14 protein-coding genes are annotated in these 14,351 nt (G+C 60.3%); 7 read left to right on the top strand and 7 right to left on the bottom strand.

Annotated elements, in window-relative coordinates; all coding sequences use genetic code 11:
- Nucleotides 1-57: 57 nt before the first annotated feature.
- The gene (locus C453_RS15870) at nucleotides 58-456 is read right to left on the bottom strand and encodes a hypothetical protein (RefSeq protein ID WP_008326005.1); all 399 of its coding nucleotides are present in this window, start codon (nucleotides 454-456) and stop codon (nucleotides 58-60) included.
- Between the two features lie 64 nt (nucleotides 457-520).
- Nucleotides 521-967: a DUF2240 family protein gene (locus C453_RS15865; RefSeq protein WP_007542741.1), complete on the bottom strand. Its 447-nt coding sequence runs from the start codon at nucleotides 965-967 to the stop codon at nucleotides 521-523.
- Between the two features lie 150 nt (nucleotides 968-1,117).
- Between C453_RS15865 and C453_RS15860 the strand changes: the two genes are divergently transcribed.
- Nucleotides 1,118-1,495 (top strand): 30S ribosomal protein S8e, encoded by a 378-nt coding sequence (locus C453_RS15860; protein ID WP_008326004.1) that lies wholly within the window; start codon nucleotides 1,118-1,120, stop codon nucleotides 1,493-1,495.
- Between the two features lie 174 nt (nucleotides 1,496-1,669).
- On the opposite strand, the gene C453_RS15855 is transcribed toward C453_RS15860, so the two are convergent.
- The gene (locus C453_RS15855; protein ID WP_008325997.1) at nucleotides 1,670-2,671 is read right to left on the bottom strand and encodes a phosphate signaling complex PhoU family protein; all 1,002 of its coding nucleotides are present in this window, start codon (nucleotides 2,669-2,671) and stop codon (nucleotides 1,670-1,672) included.
- 346 nt (nucleotides 2,672-3,017) lie between these two features.
- Between C453_RS15855 and C453_RS15850 the strand changes: the two genes are divergently transcribed.
- The 5 genes from C453_RS15850 (at nucleotide 3,018) to phoU (ending at nucleotide 8,445) form a co-directional block, all read left to right on the top strand.
- Nucleotides 3,018-4,079 (top strand): PstS family phosphate ABC transporter substrate-binding protein, encoded by a 1,062-nt coding sequence (locus C453_RS15850; RefSeq protein ID WP_008325995.1) that lies wholly within the window; start codon nucleotides 3,018-3,020, stop codon nucleotides 4,077-4,079.
- 62 nt (nucleotides 4,080-4,141) lie between these two features.
- On the top strand, nucleotides 4,142-5,101 hold the full coding sequence (pstC, locus tag C453_RS15845; RefSeq protein WP_008325994.1) for a phosphate ABC transporter permease subunit PstC: 960 nt from the start codon (nucleotides 4,142-4,144) through the stop codon (nucleotides 5,099-5,101).
- A gap of 1 nt (nucleotide 5,102) precedes the next feature.
- Nucleotides 5,103-6,731, top strand: a complete 1,629-nt coding sequence (gene pstA / locus C453_RS15840) for a phosphate ABC transporter permease PstA (RefSeq protein ID WP_008325993.1) — start codon at nucleotides 5,103-5,105, stop codon at nucleotides 6,729-6,731.
- 50 nt (nucleotides 6,732-6,781) lie between these two features.
- A complete protein-coding gene (pstB, locus tag C453_RS15835) occupies nucleotides 6,782-7,630 on the top strand; it encodes a phosphate ABC transporter ATP-binding protein PstB (RefSeq protein ID WP_008325992.1) in 849 nt (282 codons plus the stop codon).
- A 134-nt stretch (nucleotides 7,631-7,764) separates the two neighbouring features.
- Nucleotides 7,765-8,445, top strand: a complete 681-nt coding sequence (phoU, locus tag C453_RS15830) for a phosphate signaling complex protein PhoU (protein WP_008325989.1) — start codon at nucleotides 7,765-7,767, stop codon at nucleotides 8,443-8,445.
- Between the two features lie 576 nt (nucleotides 8,446-9,021).
- Here the strand turns inward: phoU and C453_RS15825 are convergent.
- From C453_RS15825 to C453_RS15815, 3 genes are all read right to left on the bottom strand, one after another.
- Nucleotides 9,022-10,116: a DUF418 domain-containing protein gene (locus C453_RS15825; protein ID WP_008325988.1), complete on the bottom strand. Its 1,095-nt coding sequence runs from the start codon at nucleotides 10,114-10,116 to the stop codon at nucleotides 9,022-9,024.
- A 217-nt stretch (nucleotides 10,117-10,333) separates the two neighbouring features.
- The gene (locus C453_RS15820) at nucleotides 10,334-10,903 is read right to left on the bottom strand and encodes a GNAT family N-acetyltransferase (RefSeq protein ID WP_008325987.1); all 570 of its coding nucleotides are present in this window, start codon (nucleotides 10,901-10,903) and stop codon (nucleotides 10,334-10,336) included.
- Between the two features lie 286 nt (nucleotides 10,904-11,189).
- A complete protein-coding gene (locus C453_RS15815; RefSeq protein ID WP_049907747.1) occupies nucleotides 11,190-11,396 on the bottom strand; it encodes a hypothetical protein in 207 nt (68 codons plus the stop codon).
- Nucleotides 11,397-11,510: 114 nt separating this feature from the next.
- Between C453_RS15815 and C453_RS15810 the strand changes: the two genes are divergently transcribed.
- Nucleotides 11,511-11,882: a hypothetical protein gene (locus C453_RS15810; RefSeq protein ID WP_008325985.1), complete on the top strand. Its 372-nt coding sequence runs from the start codon at nucleotides 11,511-11,513 to the stop codon at nucleotides 11,880-11,882.
- 146 nt (nucleotides 11,883-12,028) lie between these two features.
- Here the strand turns inward: C453_RS15810 and C453_RS15805 are convergent, their stop codons facing one another.
- Entirely contained in the window at nucleotides 12,029-14,257 is a 2,229-nt protein-coding gene (locus C453_RS15805; protein ID WP_008325984.1) for a CDC48 family AAA ATPase, read from the bottom strand.
- Nucleotides 14,258-14,351: the final 94 nt, after the last annotated feature.

Genomic DNA, 14,351 nt, shown 5'->3' with positions numbered 1-14,351 from the left:
TGACCGCTGATTTTTCTTCTCGCGTCTGCTCTCGGTTCGATTCGGCTGCGTTCGCTCTCAGTTCGATTCGTCCGCGTCAGCTTCGAGTGCTGCGACTAACGCGCGGAACGCCGGAAGCGTCCACTTCACCTGCGCACCGTCTTCGACGAACACCAGCGTCCGCGGAGGCCGGACTGCTTTTGGACGAACCCGGAGCCCTTCTTCGTCCGCTGCCTCGGCGGTTACGTCGGGGTAGGCGATGAATTCGATTCGGGTCCGGTCGGGCTGGACGTACACTTCGGCAACGCGTTCGTTGTCGGCCGCGACGGCGTAGGCGAGCGCCCCGTCGTCGGTTGGCTCGACGTCGGCGTCGGAATCGACGATGGAGAGAATCGAGAACGTGTCTTCGTGCCCGGTCAGTTCGGACGCGAGAAGCTGTGCGATGCGCTTCCCGTCCGAGAGTCTATCGACGACCATACCCGACGTTCGCGGGGCGACGGTTTTGGGGTGTCGCTTCGGCCGGACCGTGTCGCGCCGGGTGTTACTCCGCTAACCCTGACTTGGCCTTCGCAGCCGCGTCGCCTACCTCGACGCCATTCGAGCGAGCGAAGAGCACGGCGGCAGCCTCGGCGGTCACACCAAGTTTCGACTGTCGCTCGTTGATACCGGCGACGGCAGCCTGTTTTTCGATGCCAGCAGCGACGCAGGCGTCGAGAATCTGTTCGAACGCGGACTGCTCGCGGAGGACCGACGCGTCTGGTTCGAACTCCTCGGGAACCTGCACGTCGGCGGGGTCGAACGTCGCGACGATTTCGGTGCCGTCGCGTTCGACGAGGCCGCGGCCCGCGGCGAGGTCGATGAGGCGTTTTGCCTGGTCTGGCGAGAACCAGTCGCGGTCGAGCGACAGGGCGACGACGAACTCGCCCTCGCCGAGGCGGGTCGACCCGTGCTGACGGAACGGGACGGCGACGGTGACGTCGAGACTCATTGGTTCGGAGGCGGCGGTGGGCGACCAAAATGGTTTGTGTTCGCTTCGGTGCGTCCCTCCACACGCTCAGCTCCCCGCCACACACATATGCGAACGCCTCACAAGAGCTGATTCGAGCGATTCAAGTAGTCACCGAGGTTTTTACCCCGTATGAAGGACCAAGGACGCTCCAAGCGGAAGCGAACCGGTGGGCGGCTCAAGCCGTCTTCGAACAAGAAGCGCTACCAGCTGGGTCGCGAGCCCGCCGCCACGACGGTCGGCGAACCCCGATTCCAGACCATCGACTCCCGCGGCGACAACGAGAAGCTCCGCACGCTCTCGACGAACGTCGCACAGGTCGCCGACGGCGCAGAGGTCACGCAGGCCGACATCGAAGGCGTCATCGACAACCCGTCGAACGTCAACTACGCCCGCCGGAACATCATCACGAAGGGCTCCATCATCGACACGAGCGCCGGTCGCGCCCGCGTTACCTCCCGTCCCGGTCAGGACGGTCAGGTCAACGCCGTCGCCGTCGACGAAGAATAACGTTCTCTCTGCCGCGTCGCTCCTGACGCGGCACCGACTGTCTTTTTGCTGAGAGCCAGCGGCATGCCACTCGCCTCACTGAGCGATAGCACCGCCGCTCGAGGAAGCACCGTGAAATAAACTCAATAGATTTGGAGAGGCGCCTCCGACTCTCTGGTGGTCGAAAGAGAGCGGTTAGGGCGTCGGTGCGGCCTTCTGAAGCGCCGTCTCGGCGATGTTGCCGCCGTAGTCGGCACTCCGGGAGACGGAGTCGACGATGAGACCGAGCAGTTGCGCACGGGCTGGGTCGAGACCGCGGAGGAGTTCGTCGATTTTCCGGGCTCGCTCGTCGATGGCCTGGACGGCCTCACGCGACTCGTTTGCCAGTCGCGTCGCCTCGTTGCTGTCCTCGGCGAACAGGGCGTCCATCCCGCCGTTGACGACCTTCTTGGCCTCGTCGAAGAGGTCCTCGATGGCAACGACGATTTCCTCGTCGACGGGTTCTTCGAAGTTCAGCGTCAGGTGGGCAATCTTGGTCGCGTGGTCGCCGATACGTTCGAGCTGTCGTGCGGCGGATTGGTAGTCGAAACACGCCTCACGGGGCAGGCCGAGTTCCTCGGCCGCCTTCGGAGTGCGGAGGGTGGCGCGGAAGATTCGGGAGACGACCATCCAGAGACGGTCGACGTCGTCGTCGCGCTGGATGACGTCGCGGGCCATGTCCGTGTCCAGTTCGGCAAGGGCCGCGATAGCGTCTTCGAGCATCGACAGTGAGATGAGTCGCATGCGCGTGACCGCGTTGTGAATCGAGAGCTCGGACGAGTCCAGCAAGTCGCGGATGACTACTCGGTCGCGCGTCTCTTCGAGCACTTCCAGCCCGACGAGACTCTGGGTCGCCTCGCGGATGGTTCGTCGCTGGTCGGTCGTGATGCGCGAACTCTCCAGCGCGATGATGTCGAACCCACTCACGTACATCGTCATGACCGCGCGCGTGAGTTCGTCGCCTTCGAGGTTCGTGATGTCGAGAGTACCCTCGGTTCGCTCCTCTTCGGAGCGCGGAGTCAAGAATAAGGAGTCGCCTTCGGGGTAGAATTCGACTTCGCTTCCGGCGGAGACGCCGTTTTCCGTCGCCCAGTCTTTGGGGATGGAGACGGTGTAGGTGGAACCGCCTGTCACCTGCACCTTTCGGGTTTCGACCATACGCGAGCATGGTCGTTTACGCACAATAAAACTGTCTATCTCTATATAATGGTGGATGGAATTACCCTGTTGGGTGGAGTTTCGGGTTAGTTGGGGGTGATACGAGTGCCAATATCCATCTCTTGGGGGGCAAGTGGTGTCAGGCCGTAATCATCACCCCGGGGGTTGCGGGGAGTCGAACGCTTCGGGAGATATTCACACGCCTCACTGCTATCCGAAGGACGGCTCACTGACCCGGAGATTCGCATCGAATGTTCTGTCAGTCCCCATGACCCACATACCAGAACGTACCTCTATATATTTGTCATAGCAGCGTATTTACCCACAAATCGGATTCATAGCGATAATGACGCGCAAGACGGACGACATCCTGTCGCGACGCAAGTTCCTGATTGCTTCTGGCGCGGCTGGACTCACCGGGCTCGCTGGCTGTACGGAAAACAACAGCAACTCTGAATCCGAACCCACCGAAGCGTCCGGTGGCTCGGGTGGCTCTGAGGACTCCGGTTCGGGGTCTGGCTCCGGCGAGAGCGCGACGCTCTCGGGCGACATCAACATCGCTGGCTCTTCGACCGTCTTCCCACTTGCTACCGCGATGGGAGAGCGCTTCAAGAAGGAGCACTCCGAGGTCAACATCAATCTCCAGTCCACCGGCTCCGGTGGCGGCTTCGCGAACTACTTCTGTCCCGGCCAGACGGACTTCAACAACGCCTCGCGCCCCATCAAGGGCGAGGAAGAACAGCAGTGTGCGGATAACGACGTCACTCCCGTCGAACTCAAGGTCGCAACCGACGCTCTGACGGTCATCGTCAACAACGACAACGACTTCATCGGCGAGGGACTCACCGTCGAGCAGCTCAAGACCATCTTCTCGGCCGAAGGGAAGCCGACGATGTGGTCCGACGTCAACTCCGAGTGGCCCGAGGAAGAAATCGAAATCTTCGGTCCCACCGACGCCTCCGGTACCTACGACTACTTCATCGAGGCCATCATCGGCGAGGAAGGTCCGGGTCACCGTCAGGACTACTCTGCGACCGAACAGGACCGCACCATCATTCAGGGTGTCATGGGGTCGGAGTTCGCTATCGGCTACATGGGCTTCGCGTACTACAGCGAGAACACCGACGCCGTCCAGGCAGTCGCTGTCGACAACGGCGACGGCTACGTCGAGCCGTCCCTCGACACGGCGCTCTCCGGCGACTACACGCCGCTTTCGCGCCCGCTGTTTACCTACCCCGCCAAGGGGTCGCTCGCGAAGGACCACGTCGCCGAGTTCGCCCGCTACTGGATGGAAAACTCCACGAGCAAGAAAATCGTCGCCGACGAAGTCGGCTACGTGCCGCTCGGTGAAGACGAGCAGCAGGAGATGCTCGATAAGCTCAATTCGGCCATCGAAGAGGCTAACTGAGCGTCTACTGCCAGAATAGGGTAACGAAGCGCTTTTTCATACACCACGATTCATACAATCCAATGAGTACAGATGACCTCGAAGCAGACCTCACGCGGAACACGGAGAACGCTCCGCGTGAGTTGCTGACGCGGTCGTTCTTCTTCCTGTGCGCGGCGCTTTCCGTCGTCACAACCCTCAGCATCGTTGGGCTCCTCATCACAGAGGCGTCCAAGTTCTTCAGCCTCACCGCACCGCTGATGGGTGTCGCAGGAGAGACGGCGAACCTCGTCGACTTCCTCACGGGAACGACCTGGCAAATACATAGCAAAGAGTTCGGTGTGATGGCCCTCATCTCGGCTACGCTGATGGTGACTTTCGGCTCCGCCATCATCGCACTCCCGCTCGGAGTGGCGACGGCCATCTACCTGAGCGAGTACGCGAGTCCGCAGGCTCGCTCCCTCCTCAAGCCTGCGCTCGAAATCCTCGCCGGCGTCCCAACCGTCGTCTACGGGTTCTTCGCGCTCATCTACATCACGCCCGCGCTGCGGGTCGTCTTCCCCGACATCGGGACGTTCAACATGCTCTCGGCGAGCATCGTCGTCGGCATCATGATTATCCCGATGGTCGCGTCCATCAGTGAAGACGCGATGTCGGCCGTGCCTGACGAACTCCGACAGGCCGGGTACGGGATGGGTGCGACGAAGTTCGACGTTTCGACGGGTATCGTCGTCCCCGCCGCGCTCTCCGGCATCTTCTCGTCGTTCATTCTCGCGCTCTCGCGTGCAATCGGCGAGACGATGGCCGTCACCGTCGCCGCCGGTGCGCAGGCGAAGTTCCTCAACCCGCTGAACCCGGCATCGTACCTCGAAGGCGCGCTGCCGATGACGGCCGCGATGGTCCAGCTTCTGACCGGTGACATCACCGGTGGCGGCCTCGCCTACCGCAGTCTGTTCGCAATCGGGCTGGTCCTGTTCGTCATCACACTCATCATGAACATCATCAGCGACTTCGTCGCACGACGCTACCGGGAGGTCTACTGAGATGGCAACCGAACAAGATTCCAGTTACGCACAAGGGTTCGGGCAAGTCAGCCGGACCGCCGGGCTCATCTTCCGGTACTTGCTGTTGGCCGCGACGATGTTCGGTATCGTCACGCTGGCGGTGCTTCTCGTCTACGTCGCCAACGACGCCATTCAGCCGCTCACGGCCGACGCCGGATGGCACCTGACGTTCTTCTTGACGCTCGTCCTTCCGACGATACTCGTCGGCGGCGCACTCTATCGTCGGAACCGCGAAGCGCTCAAACTCGGTGGCATGGTCGTCGGCGCGCTGCTCGTCTCGCTGATGTTCAGCGGTGGCGTCGCAATCGTCTTCATCGATATCATCCCGCCACTGACCGGGTTCTCCTATGCGGTCGGTCTCGTCGTCGCCGTGGCCGGGACCGTCCTGCTGACAAAGTACGAAAGGCAGATTCCCTTCACCGCACGCGTGGCCGCCACAGGCCTGTTGTTCTTCCTCTCGCTGTTTGGCGTCCCGGGCTACTTCCACAGCATCCCGGAACTCGTCCAGAAGGCCCCAGTCGTTCCCACTGACTGGATTATCCTGACGCTCGTCCTCGGCGGCGTCACTGCACTCGTCGTCGGTCAGTACATCGCTCGGGTTCGCGAAGACAACAAAGCTGGATTGGCCGCCGGTGCAAGCGCGCTCGTTCTCACGGCCCTCGGTGCTATCGTCGGACCGTTGGTCGGTATCGATGCCAACGCGCTCGTCGTCGTGACCGCGGTTTCGTTCGTTCCCACCGCGGCGTACGCTGGCGGTTCTGTTATCACCCGCGAAGAGCTGAAACCCGGCCTCGTCTTCGCGGCTACCGTCATCGTCGGCGCGCTCGTCGGCGCTGTCGCCGTCGACGCGCTCGGATTCGCCGGACCGCAGGCGTGGACCGACTGGCAGTTCCTCACCAGTTCGCACAGCGGGTCTGCCGAGAACGCTGGTCTCTACCCCGCCATCGGTGGGTCCATCCTCCTGATGGTCACCGTGGCCGCACTCTCGTTCCCGCTCGGTGTCGGTGCCGCGGTGTATCTCGAAGAGTACGCCCCGGACAACCGGTTCACCCGCTTTATCGACGTCAACATCTCGAATCTCGCTGGCGTCCCCTCTGTCGTCTACGGACTGCTTGGTCTGGGCGTGTTCGTCACGTACCTCGGACAGGCAACCGGGACCGTTCTCATCGGTGGTGCGACGCTTGCACTGCTCATCCTGCCAATCGTCATCATCTCCTCTCGTGAGGCGATTCGCTCTGTCCCGAACGACATGCGACAGGCATCGTACGGAATGGGCGCGACACGCTGGCAGACGGTTCGGAACGTGGTTCTCCCCGAGGCGTTCCCCGGAATCCTCACTGGGACTATCCTCGCGCTCGGCCGCGCAATCGGTGAGACCGCACCGCTCATCATGATTGGTGCCCCGAACGTGCTTTTCAACCTCCCGACGGAACTCTCGTCGAAGGTAAGCGCGATGCCGCTGCAGGTGTATGCGTGGTCGAGTCTGTTCGCCAGTGAGGACTTCTACACCAAGGCCGTGCCCGCTGGTGTCGTCGTTCTCCTCGCAGTGCTCCTCGCGATGAACTCCATCGCCATCGTCCTCCGGAACAAGTACGAAAGCGAAACCTAATACAGCCAATGAGCCAAAGAGACAAAGAGACCGAGGTTGAATCATCAGCAATGACCGGGACAAACGACCCGACGAACGACGAGATGCTCGTCGAGACCGACGTGAGTGATGGCCTCTCGGCGGCCGAGAGTTCGGTCACAGACGACGCCGATATCGTCATCGAATCGGAAGACATCAACGTCTGGTACGGCGACGACCACGCGCTCACGGATATCTCGATGGAGATTCCCGAAAACAGCGTCACCGCGATGATTGGTCCGTCGGGGTGTGGGAAATCGACGTTCCTCCGGTGTATCAACCGGATGAACGACCTCATCGACGTCGCGCGCGTCGAGGGGAACCTGACGCTTCGCGGCAAGAACGTCTACGACGACGACGTCGACCCCGTTGCACTCCGCCGTCGCGTCGGGATGGTCTTCCAGAAGCCGAACCCCTTCCCGAAGAGCATCTACGACAACGTCGTCTACGGTCTGAAGATTCAGGGTATCGACGGCGACTACGACCAAATCGTCGAGGAATCGCTGAAGCGCGCCGCCCTCTGGGACGAGGTCAAAGACCGCCTCCACGAATCCGGTCTCGACCTCTCCGGCGGCCAACAACAGCGCCTCTGTATCGCTCGCGCGATTGCGACCGACCCCGAAGTCCTCCTGATGGACGAGCCGGCATCCGCGCTCGACCCTGTCGCAACCTCGCAAATCGAGGACCTCGTCGAGGAACTCGCCGAAGACTACACCGTGGTCATCGTCACGCACAACATGCAGCAGGCGGCGCGTATCTCAGACAAGACCGCGGTCTTCCTCACCGGCGGTGAACTCGTCGAGTTCGACGACACCCAGAAAATCTTCGAGAACCCCGAGAGCCAGCGCGTCGAAGACTACATCACCGGGAAGTTCGGATAGTCGACCACACGGGGCAGTTGCGCCCACGTGCGGGGTTCCGGTCTCTCGCTTTCTTATCTGGTTTTTGCTTGTCACATGCTATCGTCACCAGTGGCATCACAAGGAATTTCACCACGCCTAACGCAACGCCACGTATGGCCCGCAACAGTTATCAAACGCTGCTCAACGAACTCGAAGAGGACGTCTTGTACCTCAGCGAGCTCGTCGCCGAGCGCGTCCGATACGCACTCGATGCGCTCGAAGACAAAGACGAGCGCAAAGCCGAGGAAGTCATCGAAGGTGACCACGAAATCAACCGCATCTACCTCGACCTCGAACAGGACTGCATCGACCTGCTCGCACTCCAACAGCCAGTCGCGAGCGACCTCCGGTTCATCACGGCCTCGTTCAAGATTATCACCGACCTCGAACGTATCGGTGACCTCGCGACGAACCTCGCACAGTACGCCATCGACGCGGAAAACGACGTGTACACGGAAGTCGATATCCGACGTATCGGCGATGCCGCCCTCGACATGGTCGACCAGGCCATGGATGCCTACGAGAGCGAAGACACAGAACTGTGTCACTCCGTGGCCGAGCGCGACGACAACATCGACACGATGTGTAACCAAGCCTCCCAGACCATCGTGCGCGACCTTATGACTGGAAGCGACTTCGAAGGCGACGGCGAACTCGACCCCGAAGAGTTCCTCATCGACGTCCGCCGCCTCCTACTTACGGTGCGTGACCTCGAACGCATCGGCGACCACGCGGTCAACGTGGCGGCGCGGACGCTCTACATGATTGACAACGACGACTCGCTTCTGTTCTAAGGGTATCGCTGCGGTTTCGTTTTGTTCGGTGCAAACAGACCCACCAGAGATGGGACAGTAGGTCAGGCCTGCGTCTGGACGAACAGATAGCCGAACGTCGAAGCGTGCCAGACAGAAACAGCAGTCGTGATTGTCACAAGTCTCAAGAAACCACAGACGACAGACATGCCGTCCAGCGAGAGTCGGTGTACGACTATCTCCTCGGCGACGAGTGGGGAGAGGACACTACGGCAGGTATCGAGGGGAACTCTAGTGGATGAATTTAGTCCCATTCACGCTGTTTGTGGTCATTCGTTTTCCTATGGCCTCATCCTGGTTGAATATCCTGTTGTTACTGCCGGAGTGAAATCAACAATTTATGTCACAGTACGTCGTTGTGTTATTTGCCGGAGTGCCTCTGACAGTAAACACCGGCGCCTTGCCTAACCGAGCTGCCCAACTCGGTTTAGGCCGTGGTGGGATACTCTCCGCGGTGGGGTGGGATTCCTCACCTGTTATATTATCACCCTGTTCTGAGAGCGCGAGCCGTGAAACAGTGATAGTAAACCCTAGCACGCGATTCACCACCTCCCGTTTTCACGACCAGAACGTCCTATCCGTCAGCGTGCGCATGACCTGTTCGAGTGGGCCGCGTGAGTACCGTTGGAGCCAGAGAGACGAGAAGATGATACCGAGTACGGAGAACGTGAGTGCGCTGGCCATCGCAAAGGGTGGCGACTGGTTTTCGAGGCGACCAACCATCTCCAGAACACCCATTCCGAGCAAGACGTGTGCGACGTAGAGGCTCAACGCCATCTGTCCGGTCGCGACGAATGGCTGCAGCAGGTCCTCATCAGAGACGTACTCACAGAGTTCGAGACACCCTGTGATAACGATAGTCGCGGTACCAGCCCCCGCGAGAATGTAGAGCGGCATCGGCGGCATCGGCTGAGTCCCGAACAAGGCCACGATATCCGACTGCGGAACCGATGGGAGACTACTGACGAGTGTCTCGGTGAGCATCCGGGAGGTCGCTTCTGCGACGACCACGACTGCGATTGCACCGGCCAGTACCCGCCGCCGAAGGGTGACGTTCTGCAGGTTCATCCGGCCGAGAAGCATCCCGTACAGCAGAAACGCCACCCACGGGAACACTGGGTGGAAGCCATTATACAGTAGATGTCGGACCATGCCGCGGACGGTCCAGAAGTTCGTGTAGGTGAGTGTCGCGAAATCCCAGCCGCGCTCGTAGTCGACGACGAACAGGAGCACCACGAAGCCGAGCACGAACCCACTCATGAGTATCCACAGTCGCCGTCTGGACGCGGTCACGGCGAGCGCACCGATGGTGAGATACAATCCGTAGAAGTGCAGGATGTCTGCTGGCCAGATAGGGACGTACAGTAATCCAACCACGAAGAGGAACACCGCACGTCTGAACAGCGTGTTCCGCTTTTTTCGGAGGGTCTCGCTATCTCCCGCCAGTCGCGCTCTGTTCGTGTACAGCGTTATTCCCACGCCCGCCAACACGACGAACAAGGCGGCCGCGCGGCCGTGAAACAACTGTGAGATAGACAACACCCAGTGTGGGCCATTCGAACCGGCCCCCATCACAATCTCGAAATTCACGATGACCATCCCGACGACGGCGAACGACCGTGCCACGTCGTAGCCGATAATTCGGTCACTCATGGCCTACAATCGGTGGGTTTGGATTCAGTGTCGGAACCGGTCTCTGAGAATATACATTCACCACGTTCCAAAGGAGCACACCGACATGTCTCTCCACTACCTCATCTACTTTCCTGTCAGTGCCTCCTCGATTGCTTCGTCAGGTCTGCCCATCGAGAGGGGTCGGTCAGTAGACGTATCCCCTGTACAGGGTACCAGAGACGACTTCGTTACCTCGTCAACTCTCCAGCACCTCGTTCGGGCCTTCCCACTCCGAAGCGAGTAACCCGTACCGTTCGACATCCACGTACTCCCCGTTCGCGAATTGTGATTGGCGAGCAGTCCCTTCGTGTACGAATCCGAGACGTTGACAAAGCGACTGAGAATCCTCGTTTGGGGCCATCACGGTCGCAGAGACACGGTGTAATCTGAGTTCTTTGAATCCGTATTCAAGCAGGTGTGCGCTAGCTTCGAGGGCGTATCCTTCTCCCCACGCCTTCGGATGGAACCACACGCCAAAGTTCGCGTATCCATCTGTATAGATAACGGGGGCGAGTTGTACCGAGCCAATTGGCTCCCCCGAGAGATCGCCGTCGGTCGGAACGACGAGTAGCGAGACAGTGTCTTCGTCGTGTTCTCTTGGCCAAAGCTCGTCTCGGTAGCGTTCTTCGGTGTACGGGGTTCTGAATACGTTGATGTATCGGCGGACGTCAGGGTGGTTCGCTCCCTCTCTGAGGAACTCGATGTCGTCTTCTTCAGGGGGCTTGAGTTCGAGCCGGTCGCACTCGATAAACGTTGGTCGTGACATGATGTATCTGTGGCTGCAGGGTGGCTAACGAGCGATACAGCGGCACGCGAAGCTGACGACACCCTCGATGGAGACGGAGGTGACAGTCAGCTCAGAAGCAGAAAGAAACGGTCATCGGTCAGCTCTATCACCTGATACTCGAATCCGTTGACAAAAATGTACTGGTCAGCCCTCTCGAAAGTGACTCACTCGCGGGATACACTCTATATGTGTGTCACACCAGTCCTAACTGACTCTGTGGGGGGCGTTGCGGTCGTGTTGGACTCTGGTTGGGGGTCGTCCAAAACTACTCGTGAATTCGTGGACTGGTCTCGCTGTGATGGACGTAGTAATTGACGAGCAGCAGGATAACCAGACCGAGGAGAAGGGCGACGTTGACTGTTTTTATCCCGTTGGTGATTGGAAAGGCGTCACCCCCACCTGCTGCTTGAACTAATAACACAGCGAGAATGTAACCGGCAAAAAGATAGCGCATAAGTCGTTTTCTATCCATTACCTTCTGTTCGGAACAGACTCACAAAATAATTCTGTGACAACAGGTTCGGGATTGACAGACCCATCTCACGTCTGACTCAACACTTTTATGTCTATATTCTGTCTCGAAAGCATGGTCGACTCCAAAGCCCTCTCAGTTGGTGTCATCGCTGGCATATTCGCGTCTGGGGTGTACTATCTCGATGGGTCGTGGGACGCACAATTACTGTTGTTTCTCGGACTCACGTGGGGCATGGCTGGGTGGTTAGTGGCCCGAAATCTGTCCAGTCTGGAGAACCCAAACACTGTTCCACAGATTCTGCTCGCTCTCTTGGTGACGGGAGTCCCGCTGTTCGGTATCCACTCAGACCTTCCACTTGGAAGCCTTCGAAGTCCGCTCGGACTGCTTGTTATGGGTGTCGCCGTTGCAGGAATCGGTCTCGGAGCGGAGATGAGTACGTCACCTGCTGAAGAACAGCGCACCACGGTCGCTCCCGCCGACTGACCTGCTGACCGATACACCCTCTCTATTCAACACGTCATCACTATCGTATTCTACGGATTCGGATTTTCGCCAGAGGCGGACCGCCAGATAGCGCCCCCGCTATCGGTCTGATACTCTTAAAAAACGAGACCCCCGCAGGCGTCGACTTACTGGAAGCCGATACGACCGTCGCGGGTGTCGGGGGAGAGTCCCTCGCGGGAGCCGCCCTTGAACTGGTCTTGAATCTCTTCGTAGTAGCGCATCAGGTCTTCCGTGATGGTCGGCCGCACCGCCTCCATCGCCTTGCGGAAGTGTCGCATCTCGATTTCCTCGGCCTCGTCGTCCTCGCGGAGCGCCTCGATAGCTGCCTCGCGGCAGATGGATTCGAGGTCCGACCCGACGTAGCCGTCGGTAATCTCGGCGATTTCGCGGAGGCTCACGTCCGGCGCGAGCGGGGTCGACTGGGTGTGAATGTCCAGAATCTGCTCGCGGCCTTCCTCCTCGGGCTGGCCGATGAGGACGAGTCGGTCGAAGCGACCTGAACGGATGAGCGCGGGGTCAATCATGTCCGGGCGGTTCGTCGCCGCGATGACCATGACGTTCCCGGCGTCTTCGAGGCCGTCCAACTCGGTCAGGAGCTGGTTGACGACGCGCTCGGAGACGTTGTTGCCCATGTCGTTGCCGCGGGCTGGCGCGAGCGCGTCCAGCTCGTCGAAGAAGATAATCGTCGGCGACACCTGCCGCGCCTTGCGGAAGGTCTGCCGAATCGCCTTCTCCGACTCACCGACCCACTTCGACAGCAGTTGCGGCCCGCGCACCGAGATGAAGTTCGCGTTCGTCTCGTTGGCGACGGCCTTGGCGATGAGCGTCTTCCCCGTCCCGGGTGGGCCGTAGAGGAGGACGCCTTTCGGTGCCTCGATGCCCATGCGGTCGAACTTCTCGGGAGTGACAAGCGGCCACTCGACGCTCTCTTTGACCTTCTGTTTGGGGTCTTCGAGACCGCCCACGTCGTCCCACGTGACCTTCGGAATCTCGACGAGCACCTCGCGCATCGCCGAGGGTTCGACCTCGCCGAGGGCACCGCCGAAGTCGTCGTTCTTGACGACCATCCGGTCGATGAGACTCGGTGGGATGTCCTCGCGGTCGAGGTCGATTTCCGGCAGGTAGCGGCGCAATGCCTTCATCGCCGCCTCCTTGGTCAGCGCCTCGATGTCGGCACCGACGAAGCCGTGGGTGTCGTCGGCCAGCGAGTCGAGGTTCACGTCGTCCGAAAGCGGCATGCCGCGGGTGTGTATCTGGAGAATCTCCTTGCGACCCTCCTCGTCGGGCACGCCGATTTCGATTTCGCGGTCGAACCGACCGGGGCGACGCAGCGCGGGGTCGACGGAGTCGACGCGGTTCGTCGCCGCGATGACGATGACCTGACCGCGGGCTTCGAGGCCGTCCATCATCGTCAAGAGTTGGGCGACGACGCGGCGTTCGACCTCGCCAGTCACGTCCTCACGCTTCGGCGCAATGGAGTCGAGTTCGTCGATGAAGATGATACTCGGCGACTCCTCTTTGGCGTCCTCGAATATCTCGCGGAGTTGCTGTTCGGACTCGCCGTAGTACTTCGAGATAATCTCCGGGCCAGCGATAGAGAAGAAACTGGCAGAGGTCTCGTTGGCGACCGCACGGGCGAGGAGCGTCTTCCCCGTCCCGGGCGGGCCGTGGAGCAGCACCCCTTGCGGCGGCTCGATGCCGAGCTTTTGGAAGATTTGCGGGTGCTTCATCGGCAACTCGACCATCTCGCGGACGCGCTGAATCTCGTTGGTCAGGCCACCGATGTCCTCGTAGGTAATCCCGCCGCCGGTCTTTTCGAATCCCGAAATCGGCTCCTCGCGGAGGTCGACCTCGGTGTCCTCGGTGACGAGGACGACGCCTTCAGGCTTCGTCTCGACCGAGATGAGCGGAATGGCCTGTCCCGGCGACCGCATGAATGGGTGGTTCGTACTCGACATCACCGGGACGATGTCGCGTTCGACCACGGGCCGCTTGAGAATCTGCCGCTTGACCATACCGGCCGCGTCAGAGCCGAACTGCACGCTCGCCTCCTCCGGCGGCGCGAGCACGAGCTTGTCGGCCTTCTTGGCCTCTGCCTTGCGAATAGTTACGCGCTCGCCGATGCTCACGTCGGCGTTCTGCCGAGTGAACCCGTCGATGCGAACCGTATCCGTATTCCAGTCTTGCCGGTCTGCCCGCCACACCTTCGCGGCGGTCGTCTTCCCTCCTTCTATCTCGATGATGTCGCCCGGTGAGAGCTTGAGATGGAGCAGGGTGTCCGGGTCAAGACGGGCGATACCGCGCCCCGAGTCGTTCGGGTACGCCTTCGCCACTTCGAGTTGGACTTCGTTCATAGTATCCTCGCGGGGATGCTGATACCTGTGAGATGCCTTCGGATAAGTCCTTCCCCGAGTCGACCTCGGTGACAGTCTTCCCGCAGGTGACAGC

It is taken from the genome of Haloferax elongans ATCC BAA-1513 (assembly GCF_000336755.1).
Taxonomy (GTDB): domain Archaea; phylum Halobacteriota; class Halobacteria; order Halobacteriales; family Haloferacaceae; genus Haloferax; species Haloferax elongans.
The sequence above is the reverse complement of the archived record's forward strand: the minus strand, read 5'-3'. Positions and strand labels throughout refer to the sequence as shown.

Bases quoted from the DNA above. Each gene is read 5' to 3' on its own strand.
- C453_RS15870 (WP_008326005.1), bottom strand. From the start codon at position 456: ATGGTCGTCGATAGACTCTCGGACGGGAAGCGCATCGCACAGCTTCTC.
- C453_RS15865 (WP_007542741.1), bottom strand. From the start codon at position 967: ATGAGTCTCGACGTCACCGTCGCCGTCCCGTTCCGTCAGCACGGGTCG.
- C453_RS15860 (WP_008326004.1), top strand. From the start codon at position 1,118: ATGAAGGACCAAGGACGCTCCAAGCGGAAGCGAACCGGTGGGCGGCTC.
- C453_RS15855 (WP_008325997.1), bottom strand. From the start codon at position 2,671: ATGGTCGAAACCCGAAAGGTGCAGGTGACAGGCGGTTCCACCTACACC.
- C453_RS15850 (WP_008325995.1), top strand. From the start codon at position 3,018: ATGACGCGCAAGACGGACGACATCCTGTCGCGACGCAAGTTCCTGATT.
- pstC (WP_008325994.1), top strand. From the start codon at position 4,142: ATGAGTACAGATGACCTCGAAGCAGACCTCACGCGGAACACGGAGAAC.
- pstA (WP_008325993.1), top strand. From the start codon at position 5,103: ATGGCAACCGAACAAGATTCCAGTTACGCACAAGGGTTCGGGCAAGTC.
- pstB (WP_008325992.1), top strand. From the start codon at position 6,782: ATGACCGGGACAAACGACCCGACGAACGACGAGATGCTCGTCGAGACC.
- phoU (WP_008325989.1), top strand. From the start codon at position 7,765: ATGGCCCGCAACAGTTATCAAACGCTGCTCAACGAACTCGAAGAGGAC.
- C453_RS15825 (WP_008325988.1), bottom strand. From the start codon at position 10,116: ATGAGTGACCGAATTATCGGCTACGACGTGGCACGGTCGTTCGCCGTC.
- C453_RS15820 (WP_008325987.1), bottom strand. From the start codon at position 10,903: ATGTCACGACCAACGTTTATCGAGTGCGACCGGCTCGAACTCAAGCCC.
- C453_RS15815 (WP_049907747.1), bottom strand. From the start codon at position 11,396: ATGGATAGAAAACGACTTATGCGCTATCTTTTTGCCGGTTACATTCTC.
- C453_RS15810 (WP_008325985.1), top strand. From the start codon at position 11,511: ATGGTCGACTCCAAAGCCCTCTCAGTTGGTGTCATCGCTGGCATATTC.
- C453_RS15805 (WP_008325984.1), bottom strand. From the start codon at position 14,257: ATGAACGAAGTCCAACTCGAAGTGGCGAAGGCGTACCCGAACGACTCG.